Here is a 15,971-nt window from a genome sequence, read left to right on the forward strand (position 1 = left end):
AGCTGGCGGCGTCTTGACCGGCTTCTACGTCTCCCGGCAGAAAAGATCGTAAACGACTTCCAGAATTTGCGTCGAACGATCATCAGCCAATCTGTAATAAATTGTCTTACCCTCGCGCCGTGTTTTGACCAAGCCTTCAAAGCGCAGTCGGGATAATTGTTGGGATACGGCGGCCTGTCTCGCCGACAGCATCTCTTCCATTTGGGTGACGGACTTTTCACCCGATGAAAGATAGCACAAGATCATCAGACGCCCCTCGTGGCTGATGGCCTTCAGGAAGTTTGATGCCGTCTGGGCATTCTCCATCATTCGGTCCAGATCTTCTGCACACATGTCCTTTGTGAACACCGGCAGTTTCGATGGTTTGTCCAAAAGGATCGCCTCGCTTTCTCAGCTTCACGCATTCAAAACAGTTTATGTAATTTGCCGCCGATTAGCCAGAGGTCTCAACCTGTACCCCTGCGTCACGCAGCATCACGCCCAACAACCCCCAGAAAAAGTCTTCGCCGGGGTAGCCTTCGATCCGGCCGACTTCGTGGCCGTTGTCCAGCAAAACAAAGGTCGGAGTGTAGTAGAGAGGTCGTTTTAGGGTGATTCCATCCGGCAGGGTTTCATGGATGTCGACACGCCGAAGCGGGGCGGCAACTCCTTCTTGTGTTTTCGGGTAGATCCCCGAGATTTCGGAATCCCATCGGGCACACCACATGCACCCTTCTTCTTCGGCCATCAGAAGCGCCATTTCGGCCCGTAAAGCCAGGGGCGAAACAAGCAACGTAACCGCAAGCACAAGCAGGAAAAAGTGGCGCATCTCAAGCTCCGATTGACCGCAGCGTCATATCTTTATTACTTTGAATGTATGAATGATAGCGTGCCAGGACGGGTTTGACCATGCTCGACATCACATTTGCAGGGGCTTTGGTCGCAGGGCTGTTGTCATTTCTGTCCCCGTGCATCCTGCCGATTGTCCCGTTTTACCTCAGTTACCTGGCGGGTGTCGGGATGGAGCAGATTTCTGCCAGTTCAGTCATTTCCGGCAACGTTCGCCGCAGGGCAACGCTTTCTGCAATCGCTTTTGCAGCAGGGATCATAACGATATTTATGGCCCTTGGGGCCACGGCTTCGATATTCGGTCAAATGATCCGCGAATACTTCGATATTCTTCGTTGGATTGCCGCGGCCATCATCATGGCGATGGGCTTGCATTTCCTGGGGCTGATTCGCATCGGATTCCTGTATCGCCAGTTTCGGGCAGATGTCGGTGAAACATCAAACCCGAGCCTGATTGGTGCGTATGTTCTGGGACTGGCATTTGCTTTTGGCTGGACGCCCTGTGTCGGGCCCGTGCTTGCTGCAATCCTGTTTACGGCGGCCGGAACCGAGACGGCTTGGCGCGGTGCGATGCTTCTATTCGTTTACGGGGTGGGAATGACCGCCCCCTTTGTTCTGGCGGCCTTTTTGGTGCGCCCCTTCATGCAGTGGATGGCGCGGTTCAGAAAGCATTTGCCTCTGATCGAGAAGGCCATGGGCTGTCTGTTGATTCTGTTCGGCGCTCTGATCGCAACCAACTCGATCAATCGCGTGGCTCAATGGATGCTGGACCATATGCCCTGGCTTGCGGCCATCGGATAATACGGGAGGAAAACATGAAGCGAACATTGTCAGTTTTGATGGCGTGCTTAGTGGGCGTGGCGGTTTCAGCCGCCGAGCTTGGCGACGACGGGTTGCACAAAACACTATGGATGCGCGACACGTTCAAAGACCTTCGCGAGGATCTTGAAGAGGCGTCAGATGAAGGCAAACGCCTGGTTTTGTTTATCGAGCAACAGGGCTGCATCTATTGCAAGAAAATGCACGAAGAGGTTTTCCCCCAGCCCGACCTGGCGGCGTACATCGAAGAGAACTTCTTTGTCGTCCAACTGGATCTGCACGGAAGCACCACGGCCACCGACTTTGACGGGGAAGAGAGCGAGCAAAGAGCGCTGATGCGCAAATGGGGGATTCTGTTTACGCCGACCCTTGTATTTCTGCCGGAAGAGGTTCCCGAGGACGCCACCGCCATCGATGCAGCGGTTGCAGTCATGCCGGGGGCGTTTTCGAAAGGAACAACTTTGGATCTGTTCACCTGGGTCTTCGAAAAGCGGTACGAACTTGAAAATGGTGAAGATTTTCAGCGCTACCACGCACGGCGCATTCAGGAGCGAAACAATGTTTCGCAAGACTGAGGTCGGGGGGTATAAATAAAAAAATTCATTGTAATGAATTTAATGTTGCGACAGACCGCCCTCGTCGACTACGGTACACAAATGCTTTGGGTCGCAAAGCGCCGTCGGCGTGTTAGCAAATGGGAGGGATCATGAAGCTGAGACTCTTAACATTGGTCTGCGCAATGACAGGGGGTGCCGCGTTTGCCGCGGATACCGACCCGAAAAACGTAACCTATGGTGAATATGGTGCCGTTGAGGTCTCGTTGACCGGCGCGGCCGGTGACGCGGCAAAAGGCGCGCTGATCGTTGGCGACAAGTCAAAAGGCAATTGCGTGGCGTGCCATGCGGTCTCGGCTTTGGCCGATATTCCGTTCCATGGCGAGGTTGGCCCGGCGCTGGATGGTGCCGGTGATCGTTGGTCCGAGGCCGAGCTTCGCGGATTGGTTGCAAACGCGAAAATGACGTTCGAAGGCACGGTGATGCCGGCATTCTACAAGGATGACGGCTATATCCGCCCGGGCGACGCCTATACCGGCAAAGCCCCGACCGAGCCTCTGACGTCGATCCTGACAGCGCAGGAAATCGAAGACGTGGTCGCGTTTCTTGCAACCCTGAAAGAGGAATAGTCGCGCTTGTCCAGCGTGATTTTTCGAAGACTCAAAGGAGATTGAAAATGGAACTCTCTCGCCGCGAAACTCTGGCCCTTGGGCTGGGCGCCGCGTTCCTGACAATGATGCCGTTTCGTGCAAATGCGGCCGCTGAGGATGCGATTGCCGCGTTTACCGGTGGGGCGGATGTGGCCGACGGCGGTGTTACACTGACGGCACCTGAAATCGCCGAAAACGGAAACACCGTACCGATCGAAGTAAGCGCCCCAGGTGCAGCATCGATTCTGATCGTTGCAGCAGGCAACCCCGAACCGGGCGTCGCAACGTTCAACTTTGGCCCACTGGCCGCTGAACAGGCCGCTTCAACCCGTATCCGCCTTGCCGGAACGCAGGATGTCATTGCCGTGGCGAAGATGGCAGATGGCAGCTTTGCCAAGGCATCCGCGACCGTAAAAGTGACAATCGGCGGCTGCGGCGGCTGATAGCCACGCGCGCCTCGAAGAACAGGAGACTAACCAATGGCATCCGGTGTGAAACCCCGCGTCAAGGTTCCCAAGAAAGCCGCAGCTGGCGAAACCGTCACGATCAAGACATTGATCAGCCACAAGATGGAAAGCGGACAGCGCAAGGACAAAGAAGGCAACGTCATACCTCGGTCGATCATCAACCGTTTCACCTGTGAGTTTAACGGCGAAATGGTGATCGATGTGACGATGGAGCCGGCAATCTCAACCAACCCGTATTTCCAGTTTGAGGCAACCGTGCCCGAGGCAGGTGAGTTCGTGTTTACCTGGTACGATGACGACGGCTCTGTATACGACGAGAAGAAATCGATCGAGATCGCCTGACGGCTCGACCACTAAGGCAGATCAGCGCCGGGCATGACGTTTGGCGCTGGTCCACCAAGGGAGGAACGTAATGAATACAAAGGCATTAACGGCGATCGCAGCAGTTCTGGTTTTCCCAGTGGCAGCAATGGCCGGACCTGACGAAGACAATCTTGTGATCAATGACGAGCTGGACATGACCTCGGTCACCGAAGCGCCGGCGCATTTGGAAAACCTGGACACGATCTATTCCGGTTGGCATTTCCGTACGGATGAAACCCAGGCCCTTCAGATTGATGATTTCGACAATCCGGCGATGATCTTCGTCGACAAGGCTGCCGACCTTTTTGAGACGGTCGATGGGGCTGCCGGCAAAAGCTGTGCCTCGTGCCACGACGGGGTGGAAAGCTTCAAGGGATTGCAGGCTTCCATGCCGAAGGTTGATGCCGAAACCGGCAAGCTGGTGGTCATGGAAGATCTGATCAACGCGTGCCGGACCGAGCACATGGAGGCCGATGCCTGGAAATGGTCCGGCGGCGATATGCAGGGCATGGTCGCTTTGATCGGACTACAGTCACGCGGGATGCCCATGAACGTTGCCATCGACGGTGATGCCGCCCCGTATTGGGAACAGGGCAAGGAAATGTACTATACGCGCTATGGCCAGCTTGAGCTGAGCTGTGCCAACTGTCATGAAGACAATTGGGGCAACATGATCCGGGCAGATCACCTGAGCCAAGGAATGATCAATGGGTTCCCGACGTATCGCTTGAAACAGGCCAAGCTGATTTCGCGACACAATCGTTTCCGCGGTTGTATTCGTGATACGCGGGCGGAAACCTTTGCCGAAGGTTCAGACGAATTCCGTGCGCTGGAGCTTTATGTTGCCTCGCGTGGCAACGGGCTTTCAGTCGAAACCCCGGCCGTGCGCCAATAACGAACGACCCGCGCGGGCGATGTCTGGCGCGGGTTTTTCAAGAATGCAACATTCACACATTTATATGTGTAACAGGAAAGCCGAAAGATGATTTCTCGACGTGACTTCTTGCAGGTTTCAATGGCGGCATCGGCTCTGTACGGAGCGTCCGGGTTTGGTAATTGGGCCAGGCTTTCCGCGCAGCAAAGTCTGACGCAGGATCAGCTGCTGGAGTTTGAGACCTTTGGCAATATCAGCCTGATCCATGTCACTGACATCCACGCGCAACTCAAACCGATTTACTTCCGTGAACCCGAGATAAACCTGGGTATCGGCGAGGCGAAAGGGCAGATGCCGCACGTCACGGGGGCCGCATTCCGCAAGGCCTACGGGATCGAGGATGGCAGCCCGTCCGCCTATGCGCTGACATACGACGACTTTGCGGCCCTGGCAAAGACCTACGGTCGGGTCGGTGGTTTGGACCGGGTCTCGACGGTGATCAATGCCATCCGTGCGGACCGGCCCGATGCCCTGCTTTTGGATGGCGGTGATACCTGGCACGGGTCTTACACCTGTTACCAGACGGCTGGTCAGGACATGGTCAATGTCATGAACGCGCTGAAACCTGATGCAATGACCTTTCATTGGGAGTTCACGCTGGGCAGCGACAGAGTTAACGAAATCGTCGAAGGGCTGCCCTTTGCCGCTTTGGGTCAGAACATTTTTGATGCCGAATGGGATGAACCCGCGGAATTGTTCAAGCCCTACAAGTTCTTTGACCGGGGCGGAGCAAAGGTTGCCGTGATCGGGCAGGCGTTCCCTTACATGCCAATTGCGAACCCGGGTTGGATGTTCCCTGAATACTCTTTCGGCATTCGGGATGAGAACATGCAGGCAATGATCGACGAGGTTCGCGATGCCGGTGCCGATGTCGTCGTCGTCCTCAGCCATAACGGCTTTGACGTGGACAAGAAAATGGCCGGTCGGGTGCAGGGGATCGACGTGATCCTCAGTGGCCACACCCATGATGCGCTGCCCGAGCCGGTTCTGGTGGGCAAGACGCATATCATCGCGTCAGGCTCGAACGGCAAATTCGTCAGCCGCGTGGATCTGGATGTGCGGGATGGGCAGTTGATGGGGTTGAAGCACAAGCTGATCCCGATCTTCTCTGATGTTATCGCTCCGGATCCTGCGATCACCGCCCTGATAGATGAGCAGCGCGCGCCCTATGAGGCGACGCTCAGCGAAGTGATCGGCAGAACGGACTCGCTGCTCTATCGTCGCGGCAATTTCAACGGAACCTGGGATGACCTGATCTGTGACGCCCTGCTCAAAGAACGTGAGGCAGACATTGCCATGTCCCCCGGTGTTCGTTGGGGGCCGTCGATCCTGCCGGGGCAGGAGATCACGCGTGAGGATATCTGGAATGTCACCTCGATGTCATATCCGAATGCCTATCGCACGGAAATGACGGGTGAGTTCATCCATGTGATCCTCGAGGATGTTGGCGACAACCTGTTCAACCCTGATCCTTACTACCAGCAGGGCGGCGACATGGTCCGTGTCGGTGGGCTGGGCTACCGCATCGACGTAACCAAGCCGCAAGGGCAGCGGATCAGCGAGATGACCCTGCTGAAGACGGGTGAGGCGATTGATCCGTCGAAAACCTATGTCGTGGCCGGCTGGGCCAGCGTCAACGAAGGCACCGAGGGTCCGCCGATCTGGGATGTCGTCGAAAACCACATTCGCAACCTTGGAACCGTAACGGTGCAAGAGAACACCAGCGTCGATGTCGTCGGCGCCTAAGAAACAGATGGAGACCTTAGAGATATGGATGACGCGTTCAAACCGTCCCGCCGGGCTTTCCTGAAAGGCAGTGCCGCGGTCGCCGCGGGATCAGTTGCAGGTGCGGCAGTGGCAGAAAAGCCCGACCCCCTGATAACAGAGCTTCAGGATTGGGCATCGTACACGGGTGCAGGCGTTGACGAGACACCCTATGGCATGCCGATCAGCTATGAATCCCATGTCGTGCGCCGCAATGTGGAATGGCTGACCGCCTCTCCGATTTCGTCGATCAACTTCACGCCGATCCACGCGCTTGATGGTACCATCACACCCCAGGGCTGCGCCTTTGAACGGCACCACTCGGGCGCAATCGAGCTGCGCAAGGAAGACTATCGGCTGATGATCAACGGGCTGGTCGATCGCCCGCTTGTCTTTACGTATGACGACATCGAACGTTTCCCGCGCGAAAACCACGTGTATTTCTGCGAATGCGCGGCGAATACCGGGATGGAGTGGGCGGGCGCGCAGCTCAACGGTGTGCAATTCACCCATGGTATGATCCACAACATGGAATACACCGGTGTTCCGCTGCGCACGCTGTTGCAAGAGGCCGGCGCCGATATCTCGCCCGACAAATGGGTCTATGTCGAGGGCGCGGACGCGTCGTCCAATGGCCGCTCCATTCCGATGGAAAAAGCGCTGGATGATGTGTTGGTGGCCTTCAAGGCAAATGGCGAGGCCCTGCGGATGGAACATGGCTATCCTGTGCGCCTGGTCGTGCCAGGCTGGGAAGGCAACATGTGGGTCAAATGGCTGCGCCGGATCGAGGTCGTCGACAGGGCGGTCGAAAGCCGCGAAGAAACGTCGAAATACACCGATGTCTATGCCGATGGCACGGCCCAGAAATGGACTTGGGTGATGGATGCGAAATCCGTCATAACCTCGCCCAGCCCGCAAATGCCGATCAAACATGGGCCCGGGCCGCTGGTGATTTCAGGGCTTGCATGGTCAGGTCACGGACAGATTACCCGTGTCGATGTATCCAAGGACGGCGGCATCACGTGGGAAACGGCACGCCTTGGCAAGCAGGGCGACACCAAGGCTTTGACACGTTTCTATCTCGACACGAATTGGGACGGGGCACCCATGCTCCTACAGGCCCGAGCAATGGATGAGACCGGCTATGTGCAGCCAACCAAAGACCAGCTGCGCGAAAAGCGCGGCGAAAACTCGGTCTATCACAACAACTGTATCCAGACGTGGTACGTAAGCGCAGAGGGGATCGCCGAGAATGTCGAAGTCTCTTAGTCATGTTTTCCTGCCCGTATTCGGCGGCACAGCGTTGGTGCTTGCGGGGGCGTTGGTGTTCGCCAACCGAAACTTCGGCCAATCGAAGATCGAAACTTTGGAAACCCGGATTGGCCAGGTCGAGGCCCACGCAGCAGCCGCACAGGAAAAAGCGAAGGCAGAAGCCGAACGAGCAGCCCAGCTTGAGCTCGAAGTCCAGGAAATTCAGGCCGCCGCGGCGGAACGGGTCGCGAATGGCGAGAACCTGACCGCACCTGCGCCCAGCCGCGAGGGCACCTATGGGCTTGGACGGCCTGCGCTGGAGGAAGAGATCGCGGCCTGGGACGTTGACGTTTTGCCGGACGGGCGGGGCTTGCCTGTCGGATCGGGCGACGTTTGGACCGGGGAAGAAGTGTTTGCCGACCGCTGCGCCTCATGTCACGGAGAGTTTGCCGAAGGTGTGGACAACTGGCCCGTTCTTGCCGGTGGGTTCGATACGCTTGCAAACGAAGATCCCGTGAAGACCGTCGGGTCCTACTGGCCGCATTTGTCTACTGCCTGGGATTACATTTCCCGATCCATGCCATTTGGCGAGGCGGGCACTTTGACCGCGGATGAGACCTATGCGATTGTTGCCTACATCCTGTATTCCAATGATTTGGTGGATGACGATTTCGAACTGAGCAACGAAAACTTCGTCGAATTCGAGATGTACAATAAGGACGGTTTTGTCGTCGATACACGACCCGAGACCGAGTACGCCGAATGGCGCAAAGAGCCTTGCATGGAAAACTGCAAGGCAGAGGCTGCTGTCACGATGCGTTCCGTTTTTCTGGTCGAGACGCCGCCCGAAGGTGGGTCGAACTCGGTGATGAATGATGCCACCGTTGAGGGGTTGCCGACATTCACTGCGGACGGCCCGTCGTTCATTCCGGCAGCGGCACCCAAGCCCGAGGAAGAAGCCGCTGCGGAGCCAGCCGTTCAAGAGGCCGAAGAGACCGACGAAGCAACGGAACTGGTTGCCGCCGGAGCGAAAGTCTTCAAGAAGTGCAAAGCCTGCCATCAGGTGGGTGAAGGTGCAAAGCACGGCACCGGGCCGGCGTTGAACGGGATTGTCGGGGCCAATGCAGGATCGGTCGAGGGGTTCAAATACTCCAAGGCGATGAAAGCCGCAGCCGAGGCCGGCCTAGTCTGGACGGATGAGGAAATGGCGGCCTTCCTGACGAAACCCAAGGATTACATCAAGGGCACGCGAATGTCTTTTGCGGGGCTCAGGAAGCCAGACGACGTTGAGGCCGTGATTGTCTACCTCAAATCGTTCGGAAGCTGATCATGCGGTGGTCGGAAATACTGGCGTGCGCGGCGGTTGTGGCGGCTTTCGCCACATCGACCTACGCAACCGAAGACCTTGGTGATGCCGAGGCCGGGAAAACAGTGTTCGCCAAATGCAAAGGCTGCCATCAGGTTGGCGAAGGCGCTGAAAACAAAATCGGTCCGCATCTGAATGGTGTCTTTGGGCGCAAGGCCGCAGGTCTCGATGATTTCAATTATTCCAAAAGCCTTATGCGCGCGGGAAATTCGGGTTTGGAATGGCACGCTGACACTCTGTCAGCCTATATCGAAAATCCTCGTGCATTCGCCTCGGGCACAAGGATGAGCTTTCGCGGTCTGAAAGACCCGGAAGACCGGGCCAATGTGATTGCCTATTTGCGGGGGTTTTCAGACAACCCTCGGGATATTCCCGAAGCGGACCCAACCGCGAAAGGCACGGACCATTCCGTCGATCCAGCGATCCTGGCGATTCAGGGAGACCCCGAATACGGCGCATATCTCAGCAGCGAATGCACGACGTGCCATCAGATCGAAGGAAGTGACGAGGGTATCCCGTCGATCGTGTATTGGCCCGACGAGGATTTTGTCGTCGCCATGCACGCATACAAGGACAAAAAACGGCCACACCCGGTTATGCAAATGATCGCCGGAAGGCTGAGCAATGACGAGATCGCGGCGTTGGCCGCATATTTCAATAACCCAGAGTGATTGTGCCTAAGGGGAGGAAACGCGATGACACTCAATAGACGTACATTTCTAGGAGCCGCCGGGGTGGCGGCAGCCGGGTTATCTGCACCGATGGTTCTGGCTCAGGGCAGGCCCCGGGTCGTTGTTGTCGGCGGCGGTGCAGGCGGCGCCACGGCTGCCCGCTATATTGCGAAGGACAGCAAAGGTGATATCGACGTGACGCTGATCGAGCCGTCCCGGACCTACTACACCTGCTTTTTCTCGAACCTGTATCTTGGAGGGTTCCAGGAACTCTCGGATATCGCCCACAGCTATGGAACGCTTGCTGCCGACTATGGGATAAACGTGGTCCACGATTGGGCCATCGGCGTGGACCGCGATGCCAAGACTGTATCCTTGGCCGGGGGTGGCTCGGTCCCGTATGACAAACTGATCCTCAGCCCGGGTATCGATTTTGTCGACGGGGCTGTTGAAGGCTGGGACGTCTCGGCGCAGAACAAGATGCCGCATGCGTACAAGGCCGGCTCGCAGACAGAGCTTCTGAAAGCTCAGATCATGGCGATGCCCGAAGGCGGTACTTTTGCGATGGTTGCACCACCAAACCCGTACCGCTGCCCGCCCGGACCCTATGAGCGGGTCTCGATGGTTGCGCATGTTCTGAAAGCAAACAATCCCACGGCGAAAATCATCGTGGCGGATCCGAAGCCGAAGTTTTCGAAGATGGCATTGTTCCAGGAAGGCTGGGCAAACCATTACGAAGGCATGGTCGACTGGATCGGTGAAGATTTTGGTGGTGGAAATGTCTCGGTAAACCCGGACGCGATGACGGTGACCATCGACGGAGAAGAGACCAAAGTCGACGTCTGCAACGTGATCCCGGCGATGAAAGCCGGACGCATTGCCGAAATGGCCGGAGTGACCGAAGGCAACTGGGCGCCGGTGAACGCCGCGGACATGTCCTCCAAGGCGGATCCGGACATCTATGTCCTGGGCGATGCCAGCCAGCAGGGTGACATGCCGAAATCGGGTTTCTCGGCCAACAGTCAGGCGAAAGTGTGCGCGAATGCCGTGCGGGGTGCGTTGACCGGATCCAAGGTGTTCCCGGCCAAGTTCTCCAACACCTGCTGGTCGCTGATCGACACGGATGATGGCGTGAAGGTTGGCGCAACCTACGAGGCGACGCCGGAAAAAATCGCCAAGGTGGACGGCTTCATCAGCCAGACCGGCGAAGATGCCGATCTGAGAAAAGCAACGTATGAAGAGTCGCTGGGTTGGTATGCCGGTATCACCTCGGACATGTTTGGATAGAAGTTCTCGGGGGTTTTGACACGGGTCAAAGCCCCCGAAGCTCAATCTGAGAAACTGCGGCTCAGGAGGAGGATCAAGATCATGAAGCACTTAATCATCACGGCCGCGTTTTTTGCAGTCTCTGCCAGTCAAGGGCTTGCCGAGGATATCATCACGACCCCCTTTAACGGAAGTTTTGATGATGCCACCTTCGCGGTCGAATCCGCCATTGTCGGGCAGGGGTTGGTCATCGACTATGTGAGCCACGTTGGCGAAATGTTGAACCGAACGGGCGCTGATGTCGGCAGCGACAAACAGATATTCGCGGCGGCGGACATCTTTATTTTTTGCTCGGCAAAGATTTCGCGTGAGGTGATGGAAGCAGATCCGATGAATATCGGCTATTGCCCATACGGGATATTCGTGACCGAGGACGATGACGGGGTGAAGGTAGGATACCGAAGCTATCCGGACGGCCCAATGCAAAAAGTCCAGACCCTGTTGTCCGGAATCGTTGAAGAGGCTGTTGGGGATTGAAATGAACTACCAGCAGTATTTTCGTGATCAACTTGGTCTACTGAAAGACGAAGGAAACTACCGGGTTTTCGCGGACCTCGAACGTCAGTGCGGCGCGTTTCCAAAGGCGCGCAGTTACACGGGGAATGGTCCCGAAAAAGTCACTGTCTGGTGCTCGAACGACTATCTTGGAATGGGCCAGCACCCAAAAGTCCTCGCAGCCATGCACGGGGCGATTGACAAAAGTGGTGCCGGGGCAGGGGGAACGCGGAATATCTCGGGAACCACGCACGAACATGTGCTGTTGGAGCAGGAGCTTGCGGACCTTCACGGCAAGCACGCGGCATTGCTGTTCACGTCTGGTTACGTATCCAATTGGGCCGCCTTGGGAACCTTGGCGTCCCGCATTCCTGGCATCACGGTTCTGTCCGACGAATTGAACCATGCCTCGATGATCGAGGGGATTCGTCACAGCCGTTGTCAAAAGCGGATCTGGAAGCACAACGATCTTGAGGACCTTGAAAGACATCTTGCGGACCTGCCTGCAAATGCGCCCAAGCTGATCGCGTTTGAAAGCGTCTATTCCATGGATGGCGATATTGCACCGATTGCCGAGATCTGTGATCTGGCGGACCAATATGGCGCGATGACCTATCTGGATGAGGTTCACGCGGTCGGGCTGTACGGTCCGCGCGGCGGTGGCATCGCCGAGCGCGAGGGTCTGATGGACCGCCTGACCGTGATCGAAGGGACTTTGGGCAAGGCGTTCGGCGTGGTCGGTGGGTACATCGCGGCGTCGAAAGAGCTTGTCGACTTTGTCCGATCCTTTGCCAGTGGATTTATTTTCACCACTGCTTTGCCTCCGGCCGTGGCGGCAGGTGCTGCGGCTTCGGTGAAGCACCTGAAGCAAAGCAATGCAGAGCGGCAACAGCACAAAAAGCGCGTGCGCGAAGTCCGGGACAGGCTGGACGATCTGGGTATTCCCCATACACCGAACCCAAGCCATATCATTCCGGTGATGGTCGGCGATCCGGTCAAGTGTCGATTCATTTCGGATGTGCTGATGCGTGACTATGGGATTTACATCCAACCTATCAACTATCCAACTGTTCCCAAAGGAACGGAACGTCTGCGGATTACGCCGTCGCCGGTGCACACCTGTGAAGACGTGGACCGGCTGGTATCTGCGTTGGGCGAGTTGTGGACGCAATGCCAATTGGCGCGCAGGCCAATGGCTGCGCAATAACGCTGACGAATTGACCAAAGACAAAGACACATACGCAACGAAGTGAGAGTTTCTGTCCATGGAGAGGCTCATCGATTTGCTGGGAGACCCGGGCACCCTGGCGTTTGCCGGAGTGCTGGTCGGTATCTTGTTCGGTGTGACGGCTCAGAAGTCGCATTTTTGTTTGCGCGCATCGACGGTGGAAGTCGCCGAAGGTAAGTTTGGCCCTCGCTTGGCGGTTTGGCTGATCGCCTTTACCGCGGCACTGACGCTGGTACAGGCGCTTGTCTCGCTTGAATTGCTGGACCTTTCCGAGGCACGCGCGATCGCGTCAACCGGCAGCCTTAGCGGTGCGGTTATTGGTGGGGCGATGTTCGGCATCGGCATGGTTCTTGCGCGCGGATGTGCTTCTCGCCTGCTGGTCTTAGCGTCGTGCGGCAATCTGCGTGCACTTGTGACAGGGTTGATTTTGACCTTGGTGGCTCAGGCCGCCTACACAGGCGTTCTCAGCCCGGCCCGTGAAGCGATTTCCGGTCTGTGGACCATCTCAGGAGGCGCAGAGCGCGATCTTGCAGAAATAATGGGGTTCCCCCCATCGGTCTATTCGGCCGTTGCAGCAATTGGATTTGTCCTGTCGATCGTGTTTGCCCTTCACAGGAAAGTCGCGCCTGCAAAGATCGTGACAGCCGCCGGAGTTGGCGGGGCAGTGGCGCTTGGCTGGTTCATGACGTTTTCCATCGCGCAGGCATCCTTTGAGGTCGTCCCCGTGTCTTCGGTGACGTTTACCGGCCCGGCCACAGACACGCTGATGGCGTTGGTTGCAGAGCGCAATGTGGTGCTGTCTTTCGGTATCGGTCTTGTGCCGGGCGTAGCCATTGGCGCAGCAGGATCTGCCATCATTTCCGGCGAGTGGAGGATCGAACGCTTTGGCTCGGACACTCCGATGGAACGGTACCTCGTCGGAGCTGTCCTCATGGGGTTCGGGGCGATGCTGGCCGGAGGTTGCGCCGTGGGCGCCGGACTTTCAGGCGGGTCCGCCCTGTCATGGACAGCCTGGCTTGCCGTTTTCTTCATGTGGGTTGGGGCGATAGGCACGCACAGGTTTTTGATGCGGCTGCCGGTATTGCAGCATTCCTGACTTACTCGAACTCCATATGTTCGAAAACGCGCCCGGCATTCTTGGTTGCCAGTTCCTCGTACGTGTCCAGATGGGCATAGGGGGACTGATCGACATAGTAGGCTTCGGTCAGATCGCCGCCTGCATCCATATGTTCTTGAATCCTGGTTCGCAGGTACACCAGGTAATCGCGTGTATAGCGGCGCACCTGATCCATATTCGTGGGATGACCGTGCCCGGGAATGACATACGTGGCATTCAAAGCCTCGAACTCGTTGTCCCAGGTTTCCAGCCAATCCGCGGTATAGGTCTCTTGAAAGATCGGCAGCATGCGCTCGTGGAACGCCATGTCACCCGCGATGACAAGGCCTTGGTTCGGCAGCCAGATCGAGATATCGCCGGGGCTGTGGGCCGGTCCGAGGTATTTGGCCTCGATCCGGAAGTCGCCCATCTCTATCACGTATTCATCATCGAATGTCTCGGTTGGGCCTGCCAGAAACGTGCCCTCTGCCTTGTCCTGATTGTATCGTTTCATTCCCTCCAGAATCTGAGGGCCATACTCCTCGAACTCGGCAGCTGCATCCGAATGGGCGACGATCGGAACCCCGATTTCCGACCAGTAGGCATTGCCAAGCATCGCGTGCCCCTGACCGTTCTCGTTGAAGACAAGCGTGACCGGCTGATCCGTAATCGCCTGAATTTCCTTGTGAAGCGCCTCGGCAAGGACATAGGCGGCACCGCCGTTGACAACGACCACGCCCTCACCGGTCACGATGAAGCTCAGGTTGTTGTTGTGACCAGAGTTTTCGTAGGTCGGCGGAGCGGTTGCGCCAATGGCGGAATAGACGCTAGGGATGAATTCGACCGGCTTGGAATACAGAACGCTTTGCGGATACTGGTCTGCAATATCCTCGCTTGCCCAAGCTGGTGTGACTAAAGCAACCGCAATCCCGAATGATCGTATCATGACGCCTCTCCAATGAATCTGTAGGCCGAGTCGGTCTTTTCGACGCGGCCAATTCCACCGTTCGATAAGTGGAAGCCAATTATTCTCTTTTTTTCTTCGGAAACCTGATCCAGAAGTGAGTAACGCGCAGCTGCGGCGACCTGGGGATCCTGATCCGTTCCACTGTGCCAATCGGGGTGCTCAAAGGCCACGTGCGGATTTCCCAGCGCGTCGCCGACGACCATCACGGACTCATTCCCATTTCGAAGCTCAAAAGCCATGTGACCGGGCGTGTGCCCAAAGCTTGCCCGTGCCGCAATGCCCGGAAGTATCTCTTGACCATCCTCGAAGAACGCGACCTGATCCTCGATTGCTTCCAATCGCCGTTTTGCACCGGCCGCGAACGCGGTGCGATCTTCACCTATCGTGTCCACCGTTGAGGGGTTCCACCAATAATCCCATTCTTTGCGTCCAATGAGGTGCGTCGCATTAGGGAAAAGCAGGTCGTCGAAATCATCCAGAACACCCCAGATATGATCCGGGTGCGCGTGGGTGAAAACCACATGCGTGACACTTTCGGGCGACAAGCCGATTGCTTCAAAAGTTTCCATCAGATTGCCCGATGTGGGCATGAAGTCCGGCCCCGCTCCAGCATCGAACAGCACGGTGTTTTCATCATCTCGATAAAGCGTGACGTTGCACTCTGGCTCGTACTTGGTCGCGTCCGCTTGAGTGCGGGTCAGAAATTGCTCGACCTCCTCTTTGGGCATGGCTCCGAAAACAACATCAGGTGGCAATGACAGGTATCCGTCTGACACGGTCGTAATTCGGGCTGAAGGACCGAGCCGCAGCTCTGCTTGCACGATCCTGGCTTGAGCTCCAAGTGCCGCAAGACACGTGGCATTGAACAGGAAGCTGCGTCGGGACAAAGAAATTCCATTCATACGCAATCATTAAAATGAATATTTTTATTTGTAAACGATGGAAGTACCAACAAAGGATCATTCCACGACGCTGAAAAACCGGTCGGGTCTTCTTTGTAATTGGGCGAAGATCGGTTTTCAGCGGTGGTAAATGGAGACGATACCAAGGTCATGCGCAAAGTGAACGTGCAGCGCAATCCGCGCCATGATGGTTTGCCGAGGAAGAGATGATGTCGGAAAGGCGATTGTTACGTGACCTCGAAACAGGGGAGAGGCCCAGCCGCTGAACGACGGCGACGGCAGACGCAGCT

At 56.7% G+C, this 15,971-nt stretch carries 18 protein-coding genes; 14 read left to right on the forward strand and 4 right to left on the reverse strand.

What is annotated here, in order from left to right; translation table 11 throughout:
- Nucleotides 1-24: 24 nt before the first annotated feature.
- Nucleotides 25-333 (reverse strand): ArsR/SmtB family transcription factor, encoded by a 309-nt coding sequence (locus ACR0C6_RS12185; RefSeq protein WP_152459831.1) that lies wholly within the window; start codon nucleotides 331-333, stop codon nucleotides 25-27.
- Between the two features lie 100 nt (nucleotides 334-433).
- Nucleotides 434-808: a hypothetical protein gene (locus ACR0C6_RS12190; protein WP_480619487.1), complete on the reverse strand. Its 375-nt coding sequence runs from the start codon at nucleotides 806-808 to the stop codon at nucleotides 434-436.
- An 80-nt stretch (nucleotides 809-888) separates the two neighbouring features.
- Here ACR0C6_RS12190 and ACR0C6_RS12195 point away from each other — a divergent pair, with 80 nt between their 5' ends.
- From ACR0C6_RS12195 to ACR0C6_RS12260, 14 genes are all read left to right on the forward strand, one after another.
- Nucleotides 889-1,629 carry a cytochrome c biogenesis CcdA family protein gene (locus tag ACR0C6_RS12195; protein WP_171207063.1) on the forward strand — a complete coding sequence of 247 codons (741 nt, stop codon included), beginning with the start codon at nucleotides 889-891 and terminating at the stop codon, nucleotides 1,627-1,629.
- 14 nt (nucleotides 1,630-1,643) lie between these two features.
- Complete coding sequence (locus ACR0C6_RS12200; RefSeq protein WP_480619489.1) at nucleotides 1,644-2,222, forward strand: thioredoxin family protein; 579 nt, start codon at nucleotides 1,644-1,646, stop codon at nucleotides 2,220-2,222.
- A gap of 131 nt (nucleotides 2,223-2,353) precedes the next feature.
- Nucleotides 2,354-2,830, forward strand: a complete 477-nt coding sequence (soxX, locus tag ACR0C6_RS12205; protein WP_480619491.1) for a sulfur oxidation c-type cytochrome SoxX — start codon at nucleotides 2,354-2,356, stop codon at nucleotides 2,828-2,830.
- A gap of 47 nt (nucleotides 2,831-2,877) precedes the next feature.
- Nucleotides 2,878-3,294 carry a thiosulfate oxidation carrier protein SoxY gene (soxY, locus tag ACR0C6_RS12210; protein ID WP_152457370.1) on the forward strand — a complete coding sequence of 139 codons (417 nt, stop codon included), beginning with the start codon at nucleotides 2,878-2,880 and terminating at the stop codon, nucleotides 3,292-3,294.
- Nucleotides 3,295-3,330: 36 nt separating this feature from the next.
- Nucleotides 3,331-3,660: a thiosulfate oxidation carrier complex protein SoxZ gene (gene soxZ / locus ACR0C6_RS12215; RefSeq protein ID WP_152457371.1), complete on the forward strand. Its 330-nt coding sequence runs from the start codon at nucleotides 3,331-3,333 to the stop codon at nucleotides 3,658-3,660.
- A 70-nt stretch (nucleotides 3,661-3,730) separates the two neighbouring features.
- Entirely contained in the window at nucleotides 3,731-4,576 is an 846-nt protein-coding gene (soxA, locus tag ACR0C6_RS12220; protein ID WP_152457372.1) for a sulfur oxidation c-type cytochrome SoxA, read from the forward strand.
- Between the two features lie 87 nt (nucleotides 4,577-4,663).
- Nucleotides 4,664-6,361, forward strand: coding sequence for a thiosulfohydrolase SoxB (soxB, locus tag ACR0C6_RS12225; RefSeq protein ID WP_171229673.1), 1,698 nt, complete (start codon nucleotides 4,664-4,666; stop codon nucleotides 6,359-6,361).
- Nucleotides 6,362-6,385: 24 nt separating this feature from the next.
- On the forward strand, nucleotides 6,386-7,648 hold the full coding sequence (gene soxC, locus ACR0C6_RS12230; protein WP_480447564.1) for a sulfite dehydrogenase: 1,263 nt from the start codon (nucleotides 6,386-6,388) through the stop codon (nucleotides 7,646-7,648).
- The gene (locus ACR0C6_RS12235; RefSeq protein ID WP_480619494.1) at nucleotides 7,632-8,957 is read left to right on the forward strand and encodes a c-type cytochrome; all 1,326 of its coding nucleotides are present in this window, start codon (nucleotides 7,632-7,634) and stop codon (nucleotides 8,955-8,957) included. Before soxC ends, ACR0C6_RS12235 begins: the two co-directional genes overlap by 17 nt.
- A 2-nt stretch (nucleotides 8,958-8,959) precedes the next feature.
- Complete coding sequence (locus ACR0C6_RS12240) at nucleotides 8,960-9,667, forward strand: c-type cytochrome (RefSeq protein WP_480447566.1); 708 nt, start codon at nucleotides 8,960-8,962, stop codon at nucleotides 9,665-9,667.
- A gap of 24 nt (nucleotides 9,668-9,691) precedes the next feature.
- Nucleotides 9,692-10,954, forward strand: coding sequence for an FCSD flavin-binding domain-containing protein (locus ACR0C6_RS12245; protein ID WP_480619496.1), 1,263 nt, complete (start codon nucleotides 9,692-9,694; stop codon nucleotides 10,952-10,954).
- A gap of 81 nt (nucleotides 10,955-11,035) precedes the next feature.
- Nucleotides 11,036-11,470: a DUF302 domain-containing protein gene (locus ACR0C6_RS12250; RefSeq protein ID WP_171641091.1), complete on the forward strand. Its 435-nt coding sequence runs from the start codon at nucleotides 11,036-11,038 to the stop codon at nucleotides 11,468-11,470.
- A gap of 1 nt (nucleotide 11,471) precedes the next feature.
- Nucleotides 11,472-12,695 (forward strand): 5-aminolevulinate synthase, encoded by a 1,224-nt coding sequence (gene hemA / locus ACR0C6_RS12255; protein WP_480619498.1) that lies wholly within the window; start codon nucleotides 11,472-11,474, stop codon nucleotides 12,693-12,695.
- A gap of 58 nt (nucleotides 12,696-12,753) precedes the next feature.
- Nucleotides 12,754-13,812 carry a YeeE/YedE family protein gene (locus ACR0C6_RS12260; protein WP_480619500.1) on the forward strand — a complete coding sequence of 353 codons (1,059 nt, stop codon included), beginning with the start codon at nucleotides 12,754-12,756 and terminating at the stop codon, nucleotides 13,810-13,812.
- Nucleotide 13,813: 1 nt separating this feature from the next.
- Here ACR0C6_RS12260 and ACR0C6_RS12265 read toward each other — a convergent pair whose 3' ends face one another.
- Complete coding sequence (locus tag ACR0C6_RS12265; RefSeq protein WP_480619502.1) at nucleotides 13,814-14,758, reverse strand: MBL fold metallo-hydrolase; 945 nt, start codon at nucleotides 14,756-14,758, stop codon at nucleotides 13,814-13,816.
- On the reverse strand, nucleotides 14,755-15,681 hold the full coding sequence (locus ACR0C6_RS12270) for an MBL fold metallo-hydrolase (RefSeq protein ID WP_480619504.1): 927 nt from the start codon (nucleotides 15,679-15,681) through the stop codon (nucleotides 14,755-14,757). The genes ACR0C6_RS12265 and ACR0C6_RS12270 overlap by 4 nt, the downstream gene beginning before the upstream one ends.
- Nucleotides 15,682-15,971 lie beyond the last annotated feature (290 nt).

Source organism: Ruegeria sp. AL12 (genome assembly GCF_056540885.1).